General features: G+C 30.6%; 24 protein-coding genes. 12 read left to right on the top strand and 12 right to left on the bottom strand.

All coding sequences use genetic code 11. The features are described 5' to 3' along the window. Window positions 1–191 precede the first annotated feature (191 nt). Window positions 192–623 carry a ribose 5-phosphate isomerase B gene (gene rpiB, locus VCM48_RS10110; RefSeq protein WP_124587888.1) on the top strand — a complete coding sequence of 144 codons (432 nt, stop codon included), beginning with the start codon at window positions 192–194 and terminating at the stop codon, window positions 621–623. Continuing rightward, entirely contained in the window at window positions 623–1063 is a 441-nt protein-coding gene (locus VCM48_RS10105; RefSeq protein WP_482270421.1) for a GNAT family N-acetyltransferase, read from the top strand. The genes rpiB and VCM48_RS10105 overlap by 1 nt, the downstream gene beginning before the upstream one ends. Here VCM48_RS10105 and VCM48_RS10100 read toward each other — a convergent pair whose 3' ends face one another. After that, window positions 1064–3286, bottom strand: a complete 2223-nt coding sequence (locus VCM48_RS10100) for a T9SS type B sorting domain-containing protein (RefSeq protein WP_482270420.1) — start codon at window positions 3284–3286, stop codon at window positions 1064–1066. A gap of 31 nt (window positions 3287–3317) precedes the next feature. Beyond that, window positions 3318–3893: a pseudouridine synthase gene (locus VCM48_RS10095; RefSeq protein WP_482270419.1), complete on the bottom strand. Its 576-nt coding sequence runs from the start codon at window positions 3891–3893 to the stop codon at window positions 3318–3320. Between the two features lie 116 nt (window positions 3894–4009). On the opposite strand from VCM48_RS10095, the gene recA reads away from it, so the two are divergent. Further along, a complete protein-coding gene (gene recA / locus VCM48_RS10090; RefSeq protein ID WP_125066330.1) occupies window positions 4010–5017 on the top strand; it encodes a recombinase RecA in 1008 nt (335 codons plus the stop codon). A gap of 83 nt (window positions 5018–5100) precedes the next feature. Beyond that, a complete protein-coding gene (locus VCM48_RS10085) occupies window positions 5101–5640 on the top strand; it encodes a GNAT family N-acetyltransferase (protein WP_482270418.1) in 540 nt (179 codons plus the stop codon). Here VCM48_RS10085 and dut read toward each other — a convergent pair. After that, window positions 5637–6068 carry a dUTP diphosphatase gene (gene dut / locus VCM48_RS10080; RefSeq protein WP_482270417.1) on the bottom strand — a complete coding sequence of 144 codons (432 nt, stop codon included), beginning with the start codon at window positions 6066–6068 and terminating at the stop codon, window positions 5637–5639. The two genes, VCM48_RS10085 and dut, sit on opposite strands and share 4 nt — an antisense overlap. A 95-nt stretch (window positions 6069–6163) precedes the next feature. Between dut and VCM48_RS10075 the strand changes: the two genes are divergently transcribed. From VCM48_RS10075 to VCM48_RS10065, 3 genes are all read left to right on the top strand, one after another. Continuing rightward, entirely contained in the window at window positions 6164–7159 is a 996-nt protein-coding gene (locus VCM48_RS10075; RefSeq protein ID WP_274638840.1) for an NAD(P)H-dependent glycerol-3-phosphate dehydrogenase, read from the top strand. A 228-nt stretch (window positions 7160–7387) separates the two neighbouring features. Continuing rightward, window positions 7388–8047 carry a hypothetical protein gene (locus VCM48_RS10070; RefSeq protein ID WP_099214943.1) on the top strand — a complete coding sequence of 220 codons (660 nt, stop codon included), beginning with the start codon at window positions 7388–7390 and terminating at the stop codon, window positions 8045–8047. Between the two features lie 3 nt (window positions 8048–8050). Continuing rightward, entirely contained in the window at window positions 8051–9319 is a 1269-nt protein-coding gene (locus VCM48_RS10065; protein ID WP_482270416.1) for an MFS transporter, read from the top strand. Between the two features lie 82 nt (window positions 9320–9401). On the opposite strand, the gene VCM48_RS10060 is transcribed toward VCM48_RS10065, so the two are convergent. The 7 genes from VCM48_RS10060 to VCM48_RS10030 all read right to left on the bottom strand — a co-directional run bounded on the left by VCM48_RS10060 (window position 9402) and on the right by VCM48_RS10030 (window position 16193). Then, on the bottom strand, window positions 9402–9893 hold the full coding sequence (locus VCM48_RS10060; RefSeq protein ID WP_482270415.1) for a hypothetical protein: 492 nt from the start codon (window positions 9891–9893) through the stop codon (window positions 9402–9404). 93 nt (window positions 9894–9986) lie between these two features. Then, the gene (locus VCM48_RS10055) at window positions 9987–11633 is read right to left on the bottom strand and encodes a glycerol-3-phosphate dehydrogenase/oxidase (protein ID WP_482270414.1); all 1647 of its coding nucleotides are present in this window, start codon (window positions 11631–11633) and stop codon (window positions 9987–9989) included. 112 nt (window positions 11634–11745) lie between these two features. After that, on the bottom strand, window positions 11746–12180 hold the full coding sequence (locus VCM48_RS10050; RefSeq protein WP_482270413.1) for a YHS domain-containing (seleno)protein: 435 nt from the start codon (window positions 12178–12180) through the stop codon (window positions 11746–11748). Window position 12181: 1 nt separating this feature from the next. Then, window positions 12182–12637, bottom strand: a complete 456-nt coding sequence (locus VCM48_RS10045; protein ID WP_121146480.1) for a YHS domain-containing (seleno)protein — start codon at window positions 12635–12637, stop codon at window positions 12182–12184. A gap of 65 nt (window positions 12638–12702) precedes the next feature. Then, complete coding sequence (locus VCM48_RS10040; protein ID WP_482270412.1) at window positions 12703–13869, bottom strand: alanine racemase; 1167 nt, start codon at window positions 13867–13869, stop codon at window positions 12703–12705. 4 nt (window positions 13870–13873) lie between these two features. Next, complete coding sequence (locus VCM48_RS10035; RefSeq protein ID WP_482270411.1) at window positions 13874–15160, bottom strand: D-arabinono-1,4-lactone oxidase; 1287 nt, start codon at window positions 15158–15160, stop codon at window positions 13874–13876. 58 nt (window positions 15161–15218) lie between these two features. Continuing rightward, window positions 15219–16193 carry a LuxE/PaaK family acyltransferase gene (locus VCM48_RS10030; protein ID WP_482270410.1) on the bottom strand — a complete coding sequence of 325 codons (975 nt, stop codon included), beginning with the start codon at window positions 16191–16193 and terminating at the stop codon, window positions 15219–15221. Window positions 16194–16301: 108 nt separating this feature from the next. Here VCM48_RS10030 and VCM48_RS10025 point away from each other — a divergent pair, with 108 nt between their 5' ends. From VCM48_RS10025 to VCM48_RS10015, 3 genes are read left to right on the top strand one after another with little or no spacing between them, the layout of a single operon-like run. Then, complete coding sequence (locus VCM48_RS10025; RefSeq protein WP_274638831.1) at window positions 16302–16706, top strand: hypothetical protein; 405 nt, start codon at window positions 16302–16304, stop codon at window positions 16704–16706. After that, window positions 16699–17250, top strand: a complete 552-nt coding sequence (locus tag VCM48_RS10020; RefSeq protein WP_313812724.1) for an RNA polymerase sigma factor — start codon at window positions 16699–16701, stop codon at window positions 17248–17250. Before VCM48_RS10025 ends, VCM48_RS10020 begins: the two co-directional genes overlap by 8 nt. A gap of 3 nt (window positions 17251–17253) precedes the next feature. Further along, complete coding sequence (locus VCM48_RS10015; protein ID WP_482270409.1) at window positions 17254–18636, top strand: outer membrane beta-barrel protein; 1383 nt, start codon at window positions 17254–17256, stop codon at window positions 18634–18636. Here the strand turns inward: VCM48_RS10015 and VCM48_RS10010 are convergent. Next, window positions 18633–19685 carry an isoaspartyl peptidase/L-asparaginase family protein gene (locus VCM48_RS10010; protein ID WP_482270408.1) on the bottom strand — a complete coding sequence of 351 codons (1053 nt, stop codon included), beginning with the start codon at window positions 19683–19685 and terminating at the stop codon, window positions 18633–18635. The genes VCM48_RS10015 and VCM48_RS10010 overlap by 4 nt on opposite strands. Window positions 19686–19798: 113 nt before the next feature. Here VCM48_RS10010 and amaB point away from each other — a divergent pair, with 113 nt between their 5' ends. After that, window positions 19799–21340, top strand: coding sequence for an L-piperidine-6-carboxylate dehydrogenase (gene amaB, locus VCM48_RS10005; protein ID WP_440120313.1), 1542 nt, complete (start codon window positions 19799–19801; stop codon window positions 21338–21340). An 80-nt stretch (window positions 21341–21420) separates the two neighbouring features. Here amaB and VCM48_RS10000 read toward each other — a convergent pair whose 3' ends face one another. Further along, complete coding sequence (locus VCM48_RS10000) at window positions 21421–21804, bottom strand: ankyrin repeat domain-containing protein (RefSeq protein WP_274638827.1); 384 nt, start codon at window positions 21802–21804, stop codon at window positions 21421–21423. A 187-nt stretch (window positions 21805–21991) separates the two neighbouring features. On the opposite strand from VCM48_RS10000, the gene VCM48_RS09995 reads away from it, so the two are divergent. Beyond that, window positions 21992–22525, top strand: a complete 534-nt coding sequence (locus VCM48_RS09995) for a hypothetical protein (protein WP_274638826.1) — start codon at window positions 21992–21994, stop codon at window positions 22523–22525. Window positions 22526–22659: the final 134 nt, after the last annotated feature.

The following is a 22659-nucleotide window of genomic DNA, read 5'->3' as shown; positions in this document are numbered from 1 at the left end:
TAAAAAATATCTAGAAAATCAAATTTTCTTTTCAGAATCTACTACTAGTTCTTAACAATTAGTTAATGTAGTTTAACCTCTTAATTTTAAAGAGGTTATTAAGAATGCTAAAAAAAGCATTGTTAATTACTGTTGATAACCGTGAATAACTGTATTTTTGTAACTCACAACTGAATTAAAATCAACAAATTATGACAATCGCTGTAGGAAATGACCATGCAGGTACCGAATATAAGTTTGAAATTGTTAAACTTTTAGAAGATTTAGGACATAAAGTAATCAACTTTGGTACAAATGAAACTGATAGTATGGATTACCCAGATACAATTCATCCAGCTGCTGAAGCTGTGGAGACAGGACAAGCTGAAATGGGAATTATTTTATGTGGAAGTGGTAATGGAGCACAAATGACTGCTAACAAGCACCAGGGAGTTCGTGCTGCTTTGTGTTGGAACAATGAATTGGTTGAATTAACACGTCAGCATAATGATGCTAATATTTTAACAATTCCTGCGCGTTTTGTATCGTTACAACAAGCCTTAGGTTTTGTAAAGATTTTCCTATCTACTGAATTTGAAGGTGGTCGTCATGCTAACAGAGTAAATAAAATAGCTTGCTGTTAATGAATTTTACAGTAAAAACATTTCAAGAATTAACAACTTCAGAATTATATGAATTACTTCAATTACGTTCTGAAGTTTTTGTTGTTGAACAGGATTGTGTTTATCAAGATATTGATGGTAAAGATCAAAAGGCATTACATGTTATAGGTGTAAAAGAAGGAAAAATAATAGCTTATACACGATTGTTTAATAGTGGTGAATATTTTGATACACCTAGTATTGGTAGGGTAGTGGTAAAAGAAACGGAACGTAAATATGGTTACGGACATGATTTGATTAAAGTGTCAATTAAAGCTATTGTTGATAACTATAATGAAACAACTATTACCATTTCTGCACAAACTTATTTGCAAAAATTCTACGAATCTCACGGATTTAAACAAGTAGGGGAAGGATATTTAGAAGATGGGATTCCGCATATTAGAATGGTAAAGGGGTAATTATTTTCTAATTAAAGCAAAAGCACCATTTTTAGTTTCTCCATTAGTAAAGATTATTTGGTACCAGTAAGTATTACTAGCTAATGGTTTTCCGTTATATAAGCCATTCCAACCAACTGTATTTGGTTTTATTTTGCCAACTATTTTACCAAATCTATTAGTAATATAAATATATTTAATAAGATTGTTATTAGCGTTTACAACCCAAGTATCATTATCACCATCGTTGTTTGGAGTAAAGAAATTTGGTATAGTAATATTTTTTTGTTCAATAGTGATAGTAAAACTACTTTCATTATTACAATTTAAATTGGTTGGATTAGCATTATAAATAAAAATTGTTTGTGATGAAGTTATAATATCTCCAGAGATTAATTGATTTCCATTTCCTTTAGATTCAGTATAATAATTTCCGTTTGTTAGATTAGGTAAAGTAAATTCATTAAAAGCAAAAACATCATTTAAAATATCAACATCAGGTGAATTATTAATAGTAATTTGAAAAGAGGATTCATTAAAACAAGAAGGATTGTTAGGATCTTCATTGTATATAAAAATTGTTTGTGATGAAGTTATAATGTCTCCAGAGATTAATTGATTTCCATTTCCTTCACTTTGTGTATAATATTTACCATTAGATAAATTAGGTAAAGAGTAATTATCACAGGTAATAACATCATTAAAAGTATCTACTGTAATAGTACATGTAGTTTTATTACATTCTGATTCATTATTAATAAAAGTAGATGTAGCATCAATAGAAATCCAATTTACTTCACTAAAATTTTTATCATCAACAAGAATACAATCCAAATTATTATTTGTTGTATTAAAACTGTTTCCTGGTATATTTTGATTAGCACCATTTCTTAAGTCTAAAAAAGTGAGTTTATTGTTAGATACAACGAAGTAATTTATTTTTGGATTATTAGATAAATCTAATGACTCTAAATTTCCATCAGGAGCATAGAATTCTTCTAATATATTATTATTTGATACATCTATACTAGTAAATAAATTACCTCCACAACTTAATCTTTTTAAATCTTTATTTAATGATAAACTTAATTGATTTAGTAGATTATGTTCACACCATAAAAGATATAGATCTAAGTTCCTAGATATGTCTAAATCCTTTATTTTATTTAGAGAACACACCAATCTTTCTAACTTGATATTATCACTAACATCTATTTCATCAAGTAAGTTATCACTACAAAATAGATCAATTAATTTTAAATTATTACTAATATCTAGTGTTGTAAGATTATTCTCTGATATATTTAAATGTGTTAAATTTTTAAGGTTATCGAGATTTATAGAGGTAATAGAATTAGTATAACATATAAGTTTTGTTAAACTCTTAAAATCTTGTATACCTGTTAAGTCAGCAATATTTTTTTCTTGAATTTCTAATTCTAGTATATTTTCAATATTACTAGTTAACACATAGTCATCTAAAGGACCAGAATCATATCCAAGGTTTATTAATTCTTGTTCAAAATTATCATCGGGTACATAGGTTAATAGAGGAGTGGCACAATTACTACTAAACACAGAGTTGTCATCAATATCTATCCAATTAGTTTTACTATAATTTTCATTATCTACCTGAAAACAGGTTAAATTAGGATTACCAATACAAGAAAATTGAGTAATAGATGAATTATTACCGTTTTTAAAATTTACTTTTTCTAAAATTCCGTGACTTAAATTAAGTTGTTCAATTTTAATATTTTTTGATAAATCTAATTCTGTAATACTAGAATTTCCTATTGCTAAGTCTCTTATATTTATGTTATTGGATAAATCGATTGAATTTACACTAGTGTTAATACAGTGAAAATTTTCTAGTTTACTATTATTTAAAATATTCAAATTTTGAAGCATTGAATCACTATAAATACGTAAATCTATCAAATTGGTATTACTAGAAAGATCAATAGTCACAACTTCATTTAATTCAATAGTTAATTTTTCTAAAGCGATAAAGTCTTCAATACCCTGTAAGGATTTTATTTCCCATATATAAGTAGCATTTCCTGATATTGATAGGTCGGTTACAGTACTGATATTATTAGTAGGAACATAGTTATCCAAAGGACCAGAATCATAGCCTAAATCAATTAAATGTTGTTCAAAACCATCATCGGGAACATATGTATTTTGTGAGTAAGAAAATATGGAGAAAACAGAAAATAAAGTAGGTAATATTTTTTTCATTAGCTTTTTATAAAGCTGTAAAAATAATAAACTAAATCAATTCCTCAACTTCTTTAACTTCCCCAACTTGCATATTACCTAATAAAATATCACCTACACGAACACGTACTAAACGTAACGTAGGAAAACCAACAGCAGAAGTCATTTTACGTACCTGTCTAAATTTTCCTTCAGTTAAGGTAACTGATATCCAAGGTGTAGGACCATGACGAGCATCGCGAATTTTTTTAGAACGTTCAGGTAAATCTGGAGTATCAATTAACTTAACTTTACAAGGTTTGGTTTGATATTTTTTTCCATCAAATCCAATTTCTACTCCTTTTTGTAATTGTTTAACGGCCTCTGAAGTAATAGCACCATCTAATTGAACATAATATTCCTTTTCAACTCCGCCTCTAGTAGTAATAAAATCACTTACTTTTCCATCAGTTGTTAATAACAATAAACCTTCCGATTTTGCATCTAATCTACCTACAGCCATAGTTCCTTCAGGAAAATCATGTAATTCTCCTAACAATTTATGTTTACCTCCTTTTTTTTGATTGGTAATAAATTGTGATAAAAAACCATAAGGTTTGTAAATCATGAAGTGACGATGGGTTGACATCTTTTCTTTTTTTTAAGAAGCACAATATTACAAAATGTAACATAAAAAGATAGGATATTAAAGCTAGTTTTTCATAACTTAGCCGTTCTTATTACTTAAAATAATTAGCACGATTTATGGCAGCAGATAAAGAAAAGGAAGCGAAATTAAAAGCGCTTCAACTTACACTAGATAAGTTAGATAAAACGTACGGTAAAGGAACCGTAATGAAGTTAGGAGATAGCCAAGTAGAAGATGTAGATGCAATATCGTCAGGTTCTTTAGGATTAGATTTAGCCTTAGGAGTAGGAGGGTATCCTCGTGGAAGAATTATAGAAATTTACGGACCAGAATCATCAGGTAAAACAACTTTAACAATACATGCAATTGCAGAAGCACAAAAAGCAGGAGGTATTGCTGCTTTTATTGATGCAGAACATGCTTTTGATCGTTTTTATGCTGAAAGTTTAGGTGTGGATGTTGATAACTTAATTATTTCTCAACCAGACCATGGTGAGCAGGCTTTAGAGATTGCTGATAACTTAATTCGTTCTGGAGCTATTGATATTGTTGTTATTGACTCGGTTGCAGCATTAACACCAAAATCTGAGATTGAAGGTGAAATGGGGGACTCTAAAATGGGACTTCATGCACGTTTAATGTCACAAGCCTTACGTAAATTAACAGGTACAATTAGTAAAACAAACTGTACTGTTATATTTATTAACCAGTTACGTGAAAAGATTGGAGTTATGTTTGGTAACCCAGAAACTACAACAGGAGGTAATGCTTTAAAATTCTATGCATCTGTTCGTTTAGATATTCGTCGTAGAACACAAATTAAAGATGGCGATAAGGTAATTGGTAACAGTACTAAAGTTAAGATTGTAAAGAATAAAGTAGCTCCACCATTCCAACAAACTGAATTTGATATTATGTATGGTGCAGGAATATCAAAAGTTGGTGAAGTTTTAGATATTGGAGTAGAATATGGAATAATAAAGAAAAGTGGTTCATGGTTTAGCTATGGAGACACTAAATTAGGTCAGGGTAGAGATGCTGTTAAAGGTGTTATTAAAGACAATCCTGAATTAATGGAAGAGCTAGAAAATAAAATTAAAGAAGCTATTGAAAATCAAGAATAAGTAATTTAAATTTAAAGTTCAAACTATTACTATTTTTAAAAAGCTGTTCTGTTTATTAGAGCAGCTTTTTTTATTAATAAGATATGATTAGAATCTCAAATACCACACAATTACAAGAAATTAAGGTTGAAGATTTTGAAGTTCTGAAAACCTTAATGAACGATGTATACAAAGCAGCATATAAACATTTTTGGAAAGATGCAGGAGAATGGTATGTTCAAAGTCAATTTTCTAAAATTAATCTAAAAAAAGAATTATCAGAAGATAAAACAAGCTATTACTTTGTTCTTTTTAATGCAGAAATAGTGGGTGTTTTCAGAGTCTTGTGGGATAAGAAACTCTTAGGACTAGAGAATAAGAAGTCATTAAAACTCCATCGAATTTATTTACATCAAAATACTCAAGGTAAAGGAGTTGGTAAAGAGTTGTTAAATTGGTTAGAAGAAGAAGCTAGAAAAAAACAATATGAATTAATATGGTTAGATACTATGGATGAGCAACCGCAAGCTTTTGAATTTTATAAAAAACTAGGGTACCAATATTATTCACATTGTTTTTTAGATTTTGAATTATTATTTGATGAAGTTCGAAAAATGAGTCAAGTATATAAAAATATTACTTAAACTCCAGTACTTCCAAAACCACCAGCACCACGTTCAGTTTCATTTAAAACAGTTACTTCTTGCCAGTTTACGCGTTCGTGTTTTGCAATAACTAATTGCGCAATGCGTTCACCATCATTTACAATAAATTCTTCATTAGATAAGTTCACTAGAATTACACCAATTTCACCACGATAATCTGCATCAACAGTACCGGGAGAGTTTAATACAGTAATTCCTTTTTTAGCAGCTAATCCACTACGTGGTCGAACTTGAGCTTCATATCCAACAGGAAGCGCAATAAATAATCCAGTTTTTATAATAGCTCTTTCTAAAGGTTTTAAAGCAATAGCTGCATCTATATTAGCACGCAAATCCATACCTGCAGAACCCTCGGTTTCATATGCTGGAGTTTGGTGTTTAGATTTGTTTATAATTTGTACATTCATGTGTTCTTGATTTTCAATTTTCAAATATAATAACCTTTAAGTTTAGAGAGTCGTTTATAGATTTCTTAATTTTGTAATACAAACAAATACTACTTATGAGCAATCAAACTAGAATAGCCGTTTTAGGAGGTGGAAGTTGGGCAACAGCTATTGTTAAAATGTTATCTGAAAACTTAGAAACTATTGGTTGGTATATGCGCAGCATTTATGCTATTGAACATATTAAACGTAACAAACATAATCCTAGTTATTTAAGTTCTGCAGAATTACACCCAGAGCAATTAGATTTGTCTGAAGATATAAACCATATTATTGAAAATTACGATGTGTTAATTTTTGCTATTCCTTCAGCTTTTTTAAACGCAGAATTAGAAAAACTAACAACATCTTTAGAGAATAAAGTTATTTTTTCTGCTATTAAAGGAATTGTTCCAGAATCAGGATTAATTGTTGGAGAACATTTTCATTCACTATATAATATACCATATGAAAATATTGGAGTAATATCAGGACCATGCCACGCAGAAGAAGTAGCAATGGAACGTTTATCGTATTTAACACTGGCTTGTCAAGATGAAAAAAAAGCAAAAAAGCTTAGCAAAGCTATAGCAGGACGTTATATTAAAACCAAAATTTCAGATGATATTATTGGTACCGAATATGCAGCAATGTTGAAAAATATTTATGCCATAGCAGCAGGAATTGCTCATGGTTTAGGTTATGGAGATAACTTTCAAGCGGTATTAATGAGTAATGGTATTCGTGAAATGAAACGCTTTATTAAAAAGATTCATAAAATGAAGCGAAACATCAATAACTCAGCATATTTGGGTGATTTATTAGTTACTGGATATTCAACATTTAGTAGAAATAGAATGTTTGGAAACATGATAGGAAAAGGCTACACTGTAAAATCTGCTATGTTAGAAATGAGTATGGTTGCTGAAGGATACTACGCAACAAAAAGTGCATATAAAATTAATCAAAAAAATAAAGCTAAAACTCCTATAATCGACGCTGTTTATAACGTTTTATACGACAAGAAAGAAGCGAAAGATGAGTTTTTAAAGTTAACAAATAGATTAGATTAGTTGTTTGCATTTGTACAAATAATCCTTCTTAATAAAAATTAAGAAGCCCCATCAATCGCTTCTATAATTGAGTTGTGTATAGGTCTTGTAACAAGATACAATATCGACAAATTTAGTTTAAAAATCTGATTAACAAAGATTTTAATTAAATATATTACAAATTAAAAATATAGTATAAATTCACTATTAATTGTATTTTTGTTACTTTTAGTTTAAAACTAAACAAACATGAAAACAATTCAAGAAGCTGTTGAAATCACCATCAGAAAAACTCCTTTTATAGAAGAAGCTCTAAATGAGAAGCTAATTAATGTATCATCGTTAGCAAGAGAAATTTTACCAGAAGTTTCTAAACTGTTAAAAAAAGAAGTAAAAGTTGGTGCAGTTATGATGGCTATTAATAGGTTATCTCCAGCAAATGAATTAAGAGTTCGTAAAAATATAAAACGACTTGCATTGAATTTGGGAGACGTAATTGTACGCTCAGATTTATGCGATTTTACTTTCAAAAATACTACGTCGTTATTAAAAGAAATTGCTAAAATTTTAAGTAAATCTGCAGATAGTAAAGATTATTTTTTAACGGTTTCTCAAGGTATTTTTGAAACAAATATTGTTACAAGTAAAAACTTAAAACCTTTTGTTGAAGAAATTTTTAAGAAAGAAGCTTTAATAAATAATGTGAATGACTTAGCTTCTATAACCATAAAACTTCCAAAAGGAAATCTAGATCAATCAGGTATTTATTATTTTATTTTAAAACAATTTGCTTGGGCAAATATTGCTGTACAAGAAGTAATTTCTACGACACACGAAATGACCATAGTGGTAAAAGAAAGAGATGTTAATGAAACATTTGCCATTTTAATGGACTTGAAATTAAATTAATTTATGGAGAAAAAAGACCCCTACGCATCCCTAAGAATCAAAGAGTTTAATATTTTTCTTTTAGTACGCTTTGCCTTAGTATTTGCATGGTCAATGCAATTCATTATTATCGAATGGCAAGTATACAGTATTACTAAAAATCCATTATCGTTAGGAATCATAGGTTTAATGGAAGTAATTCCAGCAGTATCCATGGCATTATTTGCAGGTCATATTGTAGATCAAAAAGAAAAGAGAAATCTATTAGCCTTGTGTATTGGTTTATTTTCACTGATTAGTTTGGGACTGTTCTTTTTAACATTGCCTAGTTTTATTGAAGGCTGGAATAAAAACACAGTACTTTACGCTATTTATGCTTTGGTATTTTTTGGTGGATTATTACGTTCGTTTTTCGGACCTACTATTTTTTCATTAATAGCTTTAATAGTACCTAAAAAGCTATATCCAAATGCAGCTACTTGGAGTAGCTCAACATGGCAAATAGCTTCTGTTTTAGGACCAGCTTTTGCAGGGTTAACCATTTCATGGATTGGAGTACATTGGTCGTTATGTATTGTCTTCGGATTAGTATCAGTATCATTTCTAACAGTATTTTTCATTAAAAAGAAACCAATTTTAAATCCTAAAATTGGTGAGCCAGTAATGAAAAGTTTAAAAGAAGGAGTTCGCTTTGTGTATAAGACAAAAGCTATTTTAGGAGCACTAACCTTAGACATGATTTCGGTACTGTTTGGTGGAGCGGTAGCATTATTACCAGTATATGCTCAAGATATATTAAAAGTAGGGCCAGAAGGTTTTGGTGCTTTACGTGCTGCACCAGCCATAGGAGCCTTTTTAACTATGCTGATAACTGCTTATATACCTATAAGCAGAAATGCAGGAATGAAGCTTTTAGCAGCTATATTTGGCTTCGGAATTTGTATTATAGTATTTGGTTTATCAACCATTTTTTGGATTTCTATTGTAGCTCTATTCTTTAGCGGTGTAACCGATGGAGTTTCGATGGTAATTCGCCAAACTATTTTACAATTAAAAACACCCGATCATATGCGCGGTAGAGTAGCTTCAGTAAACTCTATGTTTGTTGGTTCTTCTAACGAATTAGGAGCTTTTGAAAGTGGTGTAACAGCAAAATTAATGGGAACAGTAACGGCAGTAGTTTTTGGTGGAACTATGACCTTAATTACAGTTGTTACCACAGGAATTGTAAATCCAACGCTTAGAAAGTTAGATTTAACGAAAGATTTAGAAGAGCACGAGAGAGAAGAATGATAGGTTGGTTTTGTACATACAAGATATAAAAAAGCCCAGAAACTCAGTTTCTGGGCTTTTTTAGTATGATTTTTTAAATCAATTACGACATATCGAAATAATTGATCTTTGTAATTTTTTTAGTTGCTTGATCAAAAGCGATATTAATAAAAACATCACAACTATCACATTCAGCATATAAAATACTTTTAGAGCCATTTCTACCAGTACTTAAGGCAACTTCACCTAGTTTACTAATAGGATCTCCTATAGTTACTGTAATCCCTTTAATTGTAAAGGTAGCTTCACTATTTAGAACATCTAAAGATTCAATATAAGGCTTTCTACCTGAAGTAGAAAAATCAAGTTTTAACCCATTAAATCTAAAATAGTAGTAAAAACCATTATCTTCAAAAGAAGTAGTTGCACCTAATAAAGATTCTACTTTTGCTTGTTTTCCAAAGGTTTTTTTTATGTCAGTTAAAGCAACATTATTTATCTTAATATTATCAAAATCTGAATTAGAAATAATATTAGTTTGACTTTTTGCTATAAGAGTGGTTAATAGAAAAAATACAAGTACTAGTTGTTTCATATTACTTAAAAAATTAATTGTACAAACCTTTTACGTAGCCAATTTTAGCAGTCGCCAAAGATATGATACTCGTTTAATTTTACGTATAAGAAACTAGTTAAAATTTATGGTTAAATCTATTTTCTTGTCTAATTCTTGTTGGTGCTTTAAAGTTGTATTTTTGTCCCACTTAAAACGGTTTGTAAATTCCTGAATAACAAGGTTTTTATACGAGTCAACACTAGGTTTATCAAAAAACAAACGACCAGTTCTTCGCATAAAAAAGTCGGTAGGAGTACAGGTCATTTCATGTTTTATAGTAAACCACACCTCAGCTTTTAATAAACGTTCTTGTAAATTTTCTTCATTTAACTCATCAAACTTATCTAAAATAAGTTCTGTTTGTTTACCATAGTTATGCACTAAATAACTGGCATCTTTTTCAGAAAAACCGAATGGTTTTATGCGTTTATAAATCTGATTTATATATAATTTTACCGATTTATAATTTTGAAAAGGTCCTCCTGATAAAACGATTTCTTCAGTTTGAATTGAATCAAATTCAACGTCAAAACGTCTTTTCATTTTTTTAGCAACAATATCAACGATACGCTCTGCCATTTTTCTATAACCTGTTAATTTTCCTCCAGCAATTGATATTAATTTGGTGTCGGACACAAAAATTTCATCTTTTCTAGATAATTCTGAAGCTGATTTTCCTTCTTCGTGAATTAATGGACGTAATCCTGCCCATGAAGACTGAATATCATCAATAGTTAATTGAATATCTGGAAACATGTTATTTACTGCTTCAATTAAATATAAAGCATCAACCATTGAGGTTTCAACGGTGTCTTTATCTTGTTGATAATTGGTATCGGTAGTTCCAAAATAAGTTACTTTTCCACGAGGAATAGCAAACATCATACGGCCATCAGGAATATCAAAATACACAGATTGTTTTACTGGTAATTTTTCATGCGGAACAACTAGGTGAACTCCTTTGGTTAAATGCAAACGCTTTCCAATTTTTGAATTGTTTATTTGACGTAATTCATCTACCCATGGCCCCGCTGCATTTACTACATATTTAGCTTTGATATCATAACTTTCATCAGTAAAAGCATCTGTTACTTTAGCACCTACCACACGTTTGTTTTCATAGATAAACTCATCTGCACGTGTGTAGTTCAATATTTGAGCATCGTATTGACTTGCTGTTTTTAAAACTTCTATAGTTAAACGTGCATCATCAGTACGATATTCAGCATAAAAACCAGCACCATTTAAAATATTCTCTGGTAACAAAGGCTCTTTTTCTAAGGCTTCTTTTTTATCAAGCATTTTACGTTTATCGTCTCCTTCAACAGAAGCTAAAACATCATAAACTTTAAGTCCAATAGATGTTAACCAAGAACCGTAAGTTCCACCTTCAATTAACGGTAAAATCATTTTTTCAGGAATTACCAAATGTGGTGCTAGTTTATGAACAATAGCGCGTTCGGTACCTACTTCTTTTACCAACCAAAAATCAAACTGTTTTAAGTAGCGTAAACCTCCATGAATTAATTTGGTAGATTTGCTTGAAGTACCCGAAGCAAAGTCGTTTTTTTCAATTAAAGCGACTTTCATTCCGCGTGATGCTGCATCTAAAGCAATACCTGCACCAGTAATACCGCCACCAATTACTAGAATATCAAATTCGGTAGTTTGTAATTCTTGTTGAATGTTTTTTCTATTGAAAGAAGAGAAATTATTCATAGAGCTGTTTTTATCAACCAAAAATAAGAATAAAAAGAAACGATAAGTATAAAAAAAGAGCTGAAATTATCAGCCCTTTTATGAAGTCGCCCCCGCAACTATTAAATCTAAACTAACGATTCAATTTTTTCCAATTAACATCTGCTTGTTTTTTGAGCTCTTCAGGGTTTTCTTTTAACCACATTTTTAAAGTATTGGTTCCCCAAGAGTTATAAAATAAATACAATTTACCATCTCGTATTTCAAAAGTTTTCGGATCAATATCCACCTTTTCACCAGTTTTACCAATGGCATAAGCACAATATCCACCATATTGAGGATTGTATTTTTCAGGGTTTTTTAGGAAAGTAGCTAAATTTTCTTTTGACGAAAAACGAAAGGAAACGTTATTATATTTAGTTGTAAATTTTTTATTTCCTTTTTCGGCTTTATGATTAAAATAACTTACCACATCATAGCCTTTAGCGACTACTCCGTTTTTAGTATTGTATTCTTGTGAGAAGACAATAGTTGAAAAAAACAGAAAGAAGATGAAAAAATGTTTCATGTTAATCTTTTTTATGTTTTAATTCTTCCCAGTTTATATCGCCCTGAGCTTGTAATTTTTTAGTATCACCATTTTTCCAATCATCAAGTTTACTAGAAATCCAAGAACTATAAAAAAGGTATAGTTTACCATCTCTAATTTCATAAGCTTCAGCATCAATATACATTTTTGTTTTTTTAGCAGCTACAGCATAAGCACAATATCCACCATATTGAGGAATGTATTTTGTTGGATTTTCTTTAAATAGGGATAAGTTTTTTTCTGAGGAAAACTTGAATTTTGCTCCGTCATATGTTGTTTGAAACTTCTTTTTTCCTTCTACGGGTTCATCATTTGTAAAGTAAGAAACAACATCATAACCTTCGGCTACGTAGCCTTTTTTGGTATTATAATCTGTTTTTTGAGCATATAACGCAGTAGAAACTACTACTAAAAGTAGTGTAAAAAAGTTTTTCATTGTTTGTAGATTTTGAAGGTAGTCGACAAAAAACAATAAACATTACAAATACAATCATAAATTATTTAATAATTGCCAAGGCTGTTGAATTTTACCGTTTCTAATAGGTAAAATTTCTCCGAATTGTAAAAAACAAATTCACTTTGGTGTGGTCTTAAGAACACAAAATCATCTACCTGTAAAGACTCACTTTTCGGGATGTTAATCATAGTTTGGTTGGTAGAAGCACCAAATAAATTATTTTGTTTTATACCTTTTGGATAGTAATAATCAGCTTTCCAAAATCCACCGTAAATAAAAGCTGACTTTTTTGTAAAAAATTGTTTTAGCTTTTCTAAACCTGGTAGTGTTGTATTTGAAAAAGTCTTTAAAATAGGAGTAGCTATAAATGCTGCTGGTTTATAGTTTTTTAAGGAAGGAATGTCAAACGCTGTAGGTTTTACAAAACATGAACCAATAGCAATATCGTTTATTGGAGAATTTTGTTCTTTATGCAATTTTAAGGTAGGGCTTCCAGCTCCGTTAAAGGTTAAGTTATTATTCCATAGTTCTGGAAAATCATTTTTAATTAATTTTTTGCATTGCTCGTAAAATTGATTTGCTAAATGTGATGCTTTTTTTTGAGAACGAATAATCTTTGGAAGTTTTACCACATGTGGATCATAGCCCATAAACCCTGAAAATTCCACAAAGTCTTGATTGTTTTCAATGAGTGATAGCCCTTTTGTTAAACTTTTTAATGAAGAAAATCCACCACGGTGTAAGCCCACATCAATTTCAATGTTTAATCGCAATTTTTGGTTGAGTTGTTTGGCTAAATTAATGTATTCTTCAATTCGTTTTTCGGTATCTATCAACCATTGAATTTGTGTAAAAGGATTAAATCCGTTGTGTTGTTGAGGTAAGTTGTTATAAAAATATTCTACGGTTTTTATAGGCATAGGTTTACCTAATAAAATATCAACTTTGTTATTTAATCGAGAAGTTAAATCGGTTAAAAAAGGTTGATGAAATACCATCAACTTATTAGAGTTTGTTTTTTGTAAGATATAATCAATCAATTGAACTGAGGGCAATGATTTTACTACAACTCTTAGTGAAGCATCGTTTCTAAAATTAGAAAGTGTTTCAGCTATATTTTCATCTAAAATATCTAAATCAACTAACAAACAAGGAATGGCTCGTTGGTAGTTTTTTAGTTCTTTATTTAGGTTTTTAAAATAAGCATCCATAGTATTAAATACCTAATAGTTTTTGAATATACGGGTTCACAAAGATATTTTCTGGATCATGTTCTTTTCTGAAAGTCATAAAATCTGTGAATTTAGGATATATTCTTGCGATATCATCAGTGGTAAACGTATTCATTTTACCCCAGTGAGGTCTTCCGTCATAGGCTTTAAATACTTCTTCTAAAGCAGCAAAATAAGCACTACTATCCTTTTTATTATATACATGGCATGCGATATAAGCAGAATCTCTATTGTAAGCAGGACTCATGTATACATCATCACCTTTAACCCAGCGATTTTCAATAGGAAAATGAATATTAAATTTCTTTGAATTTACAATTTTTTGCACATCTTTAAATACATCTTGATAAGTTTCTGCCGGAATATTGTATTCCATTTCATGAAATTTTACCCTTCGTTGTGTTGCATATACTTTATGACTGTGATATACTTTTTTTACGTTACTAATACTGGCTGCAGTGATGTTAGCTACTGTTTTGTTTTGTGAAGGAAAAACTTTAGCATACTCACACATGAGTTTAAAAACATAGTTTTCGAGTACATATTCGGTCCAATAATTGAAAAAGTTTACTTTATCAGGCTCAGAATCTTCTACAATGTTTGAAGTTTTGGTCCAGGCAGTATTTGTATAAGGAATCCAATAAAACTCAAAATTTCTATTTTGAGAATTTCGTTCATTTAAAGTTGCTAAAACATCACTTAATTTCTCTTTTTTGTTTTGAAGTTTTAGTTTGTAAATTGGTACACATTGTAAAGTAACTTCTGTAATAACTCCTAAGCATCCTAAAGATACTTGAGCAGCTTTAAATAGTTCTGTATTTTTTGTGGTGGAGCACTCAATAATTTCTCCTTTCCCATTCACAAATTTCAACCCAATAACTTGGTTACTAATAGATTTAAGTCCAATACCCGTTCCATGTGTTCCAGTACTTATGGCACCTGCAATTGATTGAACGTTGATATCGCCCATATTTTCCATGGCTAACCCTTCTTTAAAAAGAAGTTCTCCTAATAAAGAAAGTTTCGTTCCTGCTTTTATAGTAGCTTGATTTTTTTCTTTATTAATTGAAATGAGTCCTTGAAAATTATCGAGAGTCACCAATATTTCATCAGTACTACATAAAGAAGTAAAAGAATGTCCAGAACCAATAACTCGAATTTTTTGGTTAAACCGGATTGCTTTTAAAACAAGTTGTTGTATTTCATTTTCCGAATGAGGAAATGCAACTGCAGATGGATTCCACTGTACATTTTCTGCCCAGTTTTTCATAATACCTTGAACTAATAGAGGTTAATAGCAAGGTAAGATAGCAAAAAATAAAAAAGGATTATAAAACCATTAAATTACAACCACGAATATCAGAGTTATCAAAACGACCAATAATTTCAAAACTGTTGTCTTGATATACTTTTCCTAAATCTTGTGTAGCGATGAAAGAACAAGAGTTATAGTTAGCTAAATCAATCACATTAATTCCACCAGATCTTCCTTTAGGTAAAATAGTTAAGGCATCTTCTGTATCACGAGTTAATATTTGCATCCAAGGAGGACAGTTAAAAATACCGTTTCCTTTTGAATACCCTTGACTTAACAACTCTGTCATTCCATATTCAGAATGAATTGTATTTACACCAAAACCATTACTTAAAATTGTGTGTAATTCGTTACGAATAAGTTCTTTTCTTCTTCCTTTCATTCCACCAGTTTCCATAATAATGGTATTGGATAGATTGAATTCATACTGCTCAATTAAATCTAATAAAGCAAAAGAAACACCAATTAATAATACTTTCTTGTTTTGTTTATCTAATTGTATGAGTTTTTTAGCAAGTTCGTCAAGGTTATTAAGATAAAAACCACTTTCAGAATGGTTAGAACGCTCAATTAAATCATCAACCATATAAATTAAAGAAGATCCTTTTCGCTCAAGGTAATTAGGCAGTAAAGCTAACACAACATAGTCTTCAATATTTCCGTAAAAATGCTTAAAACCTTTTAAGTAACTGGTTTCATACCAAGACAAATCAGTAACTAAATGTTTACTAGTTGTACTTCCCGTAGTTCCAGAGCTTGTAAAAATTTCTTGGATTTCACCTGTTGATGAAAGTACTTCTCTAGTTTTAAAAAACTGAATAGGTAAGAACGGAATTTGTTCAATAGTATGTACATCGGATGGGTGAACGTATATCAAATCGCAAAAAGAACGATATACTCTGTTATTTTTAAACTGATGTTTAAAAACTTGCAGTGCAGTTTTATTAAAATCTTCTGTAGACTGTATGTTAAAAATGGTGTTTTTCATAAACTTTTACAAAAGTAAGAGTATTCGACGCAACCTTTTAAACTTTTTTTCATCTAGTATATAAACCATGGAAAATTAAAATAATAATAACCCCCAATTATATATGTCATGAAAAAAATTTTAATCCTTTTTTTAAGTGTATTTACGTTTTATTCTTGTTTAGATGATGACGGCCCTAATGTTAGGTATGAGTTTTTAAAGGTTGATAGTGCCACAACCCCTGAAAGTTTTACATTCGGAGAAGTTGATACAATTAAGATAAAGTATACGTTACCCAACAGCTGCTACTCTTTTAATGGTTTGTATTACCAAAAAGTAGATACAACTAGAATTGTAGCTGGTACAGCAATAGTAGCTCTTGATGTTGCTTGTACTGAAGAAGAGAGACAAGAAGAATATGCTTTTCCTGTTGAGGCAACTCAAGAAGAAGATTATGTTTTTAAGTTTTGGAAAGGTAAAAATACTGAAGGAGAAGATGTATACGAAGAAGTGGTAATTCCAGTAAATTTGTAACATCAATTTAGAAAAACTCATACAAGGATGCTGTCATCAAAATATCACAGCGCAAGCTCAAGTTTACCAGTTGTTTTCTGGTAAACTTTTTGCGCTGTGTTTAAAGTACTCTCGTAATTATCAAGATGCGGAAGATACGTTACAAGATAGTTTTTTAACTATTTTTAAAAAGATGCCTCAATATCAACATAAAGGATCTTTTGAAGGATGGATGAAGAGAATAACCATAAATACAGCATTACAAAAGTATAGAGAAAAATCACCTTTGCATTTAGTTTCAGAAGCACCTGATGATGAAATAGTAGAAGAAGTGGAGCTTGAAACTGAAAAAGTGAATGTTGATATTTTATTAGAACTAATTCAAAGTTTACCGGACAGGTATCGTTTAGTTTTTAACTTGTATGTGTTAGATAATTATTCACATAAAGAAATAGCAGAGTTATTAAATATTTCTGTAGGAACATCAAAATCAAATTTATCAAGAGCAAGACAGATATTGAAAAATGAAATGGAACTATATCAAGCAAAAGAGGAAAAAGCATAACTGATGGAAGAAAAAAACATCGATAGACTGTTTCAAGAAAAATTTAAAGATTTGGAGGTAACTCCAAATGAAAGAGTATGGAATGCTATTGAAGAAAAGCTCCAAAAAAAGAAAAAAAATCGAGTTTTTCCTATTTGGTGGTTTTCAGGAGGGGTTGCTGCTGTGCTTGTTTTTGGGCTTTTATTTTATCCTTACGTTAAGGATGAAGAAAATATAGAGGATATAGATGCTATTATTGTTGAAACACCTAAGTTTGCACCCGAAAAAAAATCGAGTAAAAAAGAGGAGTTAAAAGACAATTTATTAAAAGAGCCAACAGAAGAAAATATAGAAGAAACACTTATTGTAAAAAAAGAAACGAAAAAGAAAAATGTATTGAAAGAAAAGCTTCATGAAAATGAAGTTTTAACCGCTAATCATGTTGTGAAGGTTAGCAAAAAAGAGTTGCATGGAAAGGATAGCAACAACACGTCAAGTAGAGTAGTTGAAGGGGCTTTGCTGGATAATAATGATGTTGTGAAACAAGTGCAACTTACTGGCAAGCTTGAAAATAGCTTGCCAGTTTTTAAAAAGAAAGAAAATACCTTTTTGAAAAAAGAAAATGATACGATTAATCAGGTTCTGAAACCTAAAAAAGACTTTTTAGCAGTTGTAAATGGTGAAGAAGAAGAAAATGAAGAGGAAAAAATAAATAAACTATGGACCGTTTCACCAACTGTAGCGGTATTAAACTCAAATTCGTTTTCTAAATCATCTCCAATAGACGCAAGTTTATCAAATTCAACAAAAGGAAATACAAGCTATTCGTATGGAGTTCAAGTAGCATATCAGTTGAATAAAAAATGGACACTTCAATCTGGAATACATTTACAGGAAATGGGATTTTCTAATAATAATGTAGCTGTAAACCCAGTAAAATCAAGTAGTTCTAATGTAGCTTTTAGTTCAGGAGAAAGTTACGCGCTAAATGATACTTCTCAAACAGGTTTTAGTACAAGCTCTGTATCTATAAGTTCAGGAAGCCTCGATGGTGAGTTGAATCAAAGTTATGGGTATATTGAGGTTCCAGTAGAAGTTAAGTATAGTGTATTGGAAGGAAAAAAGTTAAAAACACAAGTAGTTGTTGGTTTTAGTTCCTTGTTTTTAAATAAGAATGATGTGAATTTAAAAACAACTGCTTTTTCAACTTCAGGAGAAGCAAATAACTTAAATGACATTAACTTTAGTGGAAATTTAGGGATAGATCTTAATTATAGGTTCAGTAAAAAATGGTCTTTAAATATTAACCCAATGCTAAAAACCCAGTTAAATACATTTAAAAATGATTCAAATGGGTTTCAGCCCTATTTTATAGGTGTTTATACAGGTTTAAGCTACCAGTTTTAATCGTTATAAATCTTAATAATTAAATCACCTTTATCGTTCATTGAAGCTCTGTACATACCGGCGGTATTAAACTCAAAAGACATATTACCATTTTTATCCAAGGCAATTACACCACCAGTTCCACCAAGCTTGGTTAATTTGTTTTGAATAACATCTTTAGTAGCTTCTTTTAAAGATTTTTGATGATATTCCATTTGAGCAGAAATATCATAAGCTACTTGAGAGCGTATAAAGTATTCACCCCAACCAGTTGAAGAAACACCACAAGTTTTATTATTTGCATAGGTACCCGAACCAATAATAGGAGAATCTCCAATACGTCCCCAACGTTTGTTAGTCATTCCTCCTGTAGAAGTTCCCGCAGTAATATTTCCATTTTTATCTAAGGCCACACAACCTACAGTACCAAACTTACTATTTTTAATATCAGCATCATAAAAAGAAGCTTCTTTATCATCATGATCTAATGCTGTTTTTTCTTTGTCTTTAATTCGTTGTAAAGATTTAAAGCGATTTTCAGTATAAAAATAACTCGGGTCTACAATTTCTAACCCTTGTTCTTTAGCAAACTGAGAAGCACCAGAACCAGATAACATAACATGATCTGAGTTTGTCATTACTATTCTAGCAGCTTCGATAGGGCTTTTTATATCTTTTACTCCAGCTACAGCACCAGCGTTCAGTGTTTTTCCATCCATAAAAGAAGCATCTAATTCATTAGTTTCATCATGCGTAAACACAGCACCTTTTCCTGCATTAAACAAAGGAGATTCTTCCATTACTTGAATGGTTTTTACAACAGCATCACCACTAGAACCACCATTTTTTAAAATTTCATATCCAGTTCTAATTGCTTCTTCCAACTTAGTTTTGTAAGCAGTTTCTTTTTCTGGAGTCATGTTCTTTTTTAGTATAGTTCCAGCACCTCCATGAATAATAATTGCAAATTCATTTATAGGAGTGTCTTTTTGTTCATTAGAAGTTTTTTTTGGTGCATCACATGCTGACGAAATCAACAGTAAAGAAAGTAGTAGATAAATGTTTTTCATGACTATTTGTTAATTTTTAAACAAAAACAACACTGTTTGTTTAATTTATTAATTGTAAAATTATTCGTAGTTTTGAGCTTTAAATTTAAACAACTAAAATTACAATATAAAATATGGCAGATTTTGGTATCAAAGAAGCATTAGCTACTTTAGGATTAAAAGAGATAAATGAAGGAACCTCAACAGGTTCAGTAAACTTTTCAAACGGTGAAATTATAGAATCATATTCACCAGTAGATGGAAAGTTAATAGGAAAAGTAAAAGCTTCTACCAAAGAAGATTACGAAAAAGTGATGGATGCTGCTACTTCAGCATTTAAAAGCTGGAGAACAATGCCTGCACCTCAACGTGGAGAAATTGTACGTCAATTTGGAAACAAATTAAGAGAGTTAAAAGAGCCGTTAGGTAAGTTAGTTTCTTATGAAATGGGAAAATCTTACCAAGAAGGTTTAGGTGAGGTTCAAGAAATGATTGATATCTGTGATTTTGCTGTAGGTTTATCTCGTCAATTAAACGGACAAGTAATTCCTTCAGAAAGACCAGGACACGTAATGAGAGAGCAATGGCACCCATTAGGAGTTGTTGGTATTATATCTGCATTTAACTTCCCAGTTGCTGTTTGGTCTTGGAACACAGCTTTAGCATGGATTTGTGGTAACGTATGTGTATGGAAAGGTTCAGAAAAAGCACCTTTATGTTCAGTTGCTTGCCAAAATATTATAGCTGAGGTTTTAAAAGCTAACAATTTACCAGAAGGAATTTCTTGTATTGTTAATGGAGATTACAAAGTTGGTGAATATATTACTGAAGATGCACGTATTCCTTTAGTATCGGCTACTGGTTCTACAAGAATGGGACGTATTGTTGGTACTAAAGTTGCTGAGCGTTTTGGTAAGTCTTTATTAGAATTAGGAGGAAACAATGCAATTATCATTACTCCAACTGCTGACTTAAAAGTAGTAGTTCCTGGAGCTGTATTTGGAGCTGTAGGTACTTGTGGTCAACGTTGTACTTCAACACGTCGTTTAATCATTCACGAATCTGTATACGATAAAGTAAGAGATGCGATTGTTGGAGCTTACGGTCAAATTAAGATTGGAAATCCATTAGATGAAAATAATCACGTTGGACCATTAATTGATAAAGATTCAGTAAATACTTATTTAGCTGCTATTGAAAAAGCAAAAGCTGAAGGAGGAAACGTATTAGTTGAAGGAGGCGTTTTAGAAGGTGAAGGTTACGAAAGTGGTTGTTATGTTAAGCCAGCAATTATTGAAGCTGAAAACCATTTTGAAATTGTTCAACATGAAACATTTGCTCCAATTTTATACTTAATGAAGTATTCAGGAGATGTTGAAAACGCTATTGAATTACAAAACGGAGTTGCACAAGGATTATCTTCTTCAATCATGACAAGCGAAATGAAAGAAGCTGAAAAATTCTTATCATTTGCAGGATCAGATTGTGGTATTGCTAACGTAAATATTGGTACTTCTGGTGCTGAAATTGGTGGAGCTTTTGGTGGTGAAAAAGAAACAGGTGGTGGACGTGAGTCTGGATCTGATGCTTGGAAAGTATACATGCGTCGTCAAACAAATACTGTAAATTACTCTGATGAATTACCTTTAGCACAAGGAATTAAGTTCGATTTATAAGAAAGCACAGAGTTTTCAAAATATAAAAAGTCTCATCATAACGATGAGACTTTTTGTTTTTAACTAAGTTGGTGGCTATATTATTTTTCTAAAGCAGCAGCAATAACTGTATAAGCTTCATGCGCTTTCGACATTTTAGCATATTCTAAAGCAGTATATCCTCTTTCTGATTTTACTTTTAATTTTGCTCCACTATCAATTAATAATTGAACAATATCTGCTTTGTTATATCTAGCAGCAAACATTAAAGGAGTTAATCCAGTAGATTTTCTGTTAATATCTGTTCCGTTTTCAACCATAGCCTTCACAGCTTCAAAGTTTCCGGCTCTAATTAATTTACAAAAAGTACTTACGTTAGGGTATTCTAGGCTAGTTTTAACAGGAGCTTCATATGAAGTTGAAGCAGCAGTAATAGTTCCGAAAGATAAAGCGATTGCTAAAGCAGTTAATACAAATTTTTTCATGATGTTAAGTTTTTATTTTAAGATTAGGTTACAGCTAAAAGACGCCTGTAAAAACAAAACGTTTCAAGAAATATGCACACTTAACAATTATTTAAGATAAGGTCTTAAAAATCTCTTAACAGATTAAATATTTTTTAATAAATTAACAATCAGTAATTTAATTAACTATTAACCGAATAATAAAATCATGAATTGGTGTATATTAATTTCAATAGCAGTAGCAATAATTACCGCTATTTTAGGCTATTTACTAGGAAAGCTATCAAGTAAAAACATTAAGAAAGATGAAATAGTTCTCTTAAAAAATAAAATAGCAAAGTTAGAATCAAGTTTAAGAAACTGTAAAGAGAGTAAATCGGTATTAGAAACCGATTTAAAATTAGCAAAATCTAATATGGCACCCTCTATATCTGAAGAACAAAGAACATTTAATATAAATGAAGTTAAAAAGGTTTTTGGTAAAAAAATAAAAGAGAATGATTTAAAAATAGTAGAAGGAATTGGGCCAAAAATAGAAGAGCTTTTTCATAATTTTAATATCAATACCTGGAAGTCGTTAGCAGAAACATCTGTAGAAAAATGTCAAGAAGTATTAAAAAGCGGAGGAGATCGTTATAGAGCTCATAAACCTAATACATGGCCTAAACAAGCAAAATTAGCTTACGAAGGTAAATGGCAAGAGCTAAAAAATTGGCAAGACGATTTAGACGGAGGAAAGTAAAAGATTATAAATAAATGATAAAAATCCCTTGTATTTTATAAGGGATTTTTTCTTGTATGTTTATTATAAAACAAAAAGAAATAATAAGTTTAGAATTTTCTTTTTTTATGAATTTAGAAATTCAAATCAATATT

It is taken from the genome of Tenacibaculum sp. DPLXC6 (assembly GCF_056815515.1).
Note: the sequence above shows the minus strand (reverse complement) of the source record. Positions and strands in the feature narration are given on the sequence as shown.

Bases quoted from the DNA above. Each gene is read 5' to 3' on its own strand.
- VCM48_RS10015 (WP_482270409.1), top strand. From the start codon at position 17,254: ATGGAAGAAAAAAACATCGATAGACTGTTTCAAGAAAAATTTAAAGAT.
- VCM48_RS10035 (WP_482270411.1), bottom strand. From the start codon at position 15,160: ATGAAAAACTGGGCAGAAAATGTACAGTGGAATCCATCTGCAGTTGCA.
- VCM48_RS10000 (WP_274638827.1), bottom strand. From the start codon at position 21,804: ATGAAAAAATTTGTATTAACTGCTTTAGCAATCGCTTTATCTTTCGGA.
- VCM48_RS10050 (WP_482270413.1), bottom strand. From the start codon at position 12,180: ATGAAACATTTTTTCATCTTCTTTCTGTTTTTTTCAACTATTGTCTTC.
- VCM48_RS10085 (WP_482270418.1), top strand. From the start codon at position 5,101: ATGATTAGAATCTCAAATACCACACAATTACAAGAAATTAAGGTTGAA.
- VCM48_RS10105 (WP_482270421.1), top strand. From the start codon at position 623: ATGAATTTTACAGTAAAAACATTTCAAGAATTAACAACTTCAGAATTA.
- VCM48_RS10010 (WP_482270408.1), bottom strand. From the start codon at position 19,685: ATGAAAAACATTTATCTACTACTTTCTTTACTGTTGATTTCGTCAGCA.
- VCM48_RS10095 (WP_482270419.1), bottom strand. From the start codon at position 3,893: ATGTCAACCCATCGTCACTTCATGATTTACAAACCTTATGGTTTTTTA.
- recA (WP_125066330.1), top strand. From the start codon at position 4,010: ATGGCAGCAGATAAAGAAAAGGAAGCGAAATTAAAAGCGCTTCAACTT.
- VCM48_RS10070 (WP_099214943.1), top strand. From the start codon at position 7,388: ATGAAAACAATTCAAGAAGCTGTTGAAATCACCATCAGAAAAACTCCT.
- amaB (WP_440120313.1), top strand. From the start codon at position 19,799: ATGGCAGATTTTGGTATCAAAGAAGCATTAGCTACTTTAGGATTAAAA.
- VCM48_RS10040 (WP_482270412.1), bottom strand. From the start codon at position 13,869: ATGGATGCTTATTTTAAAAACCTAAATAAAGAACTAAAAAACTACCAA.
- VCM48_RS10100 (WP_482270420.1), bottom strand. From the start codon at position 3,286: ATGAAAAAAATATTACCTACTTTATTTTCTGTTTTCTCCATATTTTCT.
- VCM48_RS10060 (WP_482270415.1), bottom strand. From the start codon at position 9,893: ATGAAACAACTAGTACTTGTATTTTTTCTATTAACCACTCTTATAGCA.
- VCM48_RS10065 (WP_482270416.1), top strand. From the start codon at position 8,051: ATGGAGAAAAAAGACCCCTACGCATCCCTAAGAATCAAAGAGTTTAAT.
- VCM48_RS10045 (WP_121146480.1), bottom strand. From the start codon at position 12,637: ATGAAAAACTTTTTTACACTACTTTTAGTAGTAGTTTCTACTGCGTTA.
- rpiB (WP_124587888.1), top strand. From the start codon at position 192: ATGACAATCGCTGTAGGAAATGACCATGCAGGTACCGAATATAAGTTT.
- VCM48_RS10030 (WP_482270410.1), bottom strand. From the start codon at position 16,193: ATGAAAAACACCATTTTTAACATACAGTCTACAGAAGATTTTAATAAA.
- VCM48_RS09995 (WP_274638826.1), top strand. From the start codon at position 21,992: ATGAATTGGTGTATATTAATTTCAATAGCAGTAGCAATAATTACCGCT.
- VCM48_RS10075 (WP_274638840.1), top strand. From the start codon at position 6,164: ATGAGCAATCAAACTAGAATAGCCGTTTTAGGAGGTGGAAGTTGGGCA.
- VCM48_RS10055 (WP_482270414.1), bottom strand. From the start codon at position 11,633: ATGAATAATTTCTCTTCTTTCAATAGAAAAAACATTCAACAAGAATTA.
- dut (WP_482270417.1), bottom strand. From the start codon at position 6,068: ATGAATGTACAAATTATAAACAAATCTAAACACCAAACTCCAGCATAT.
- VCM48_RS10025 (WP_274638831.1), top strand. From the start codon at position 16,302: ATGAAAAAAATTTTAATCCTTTTTTTAAGTGTATTTACGTTTTATTCT.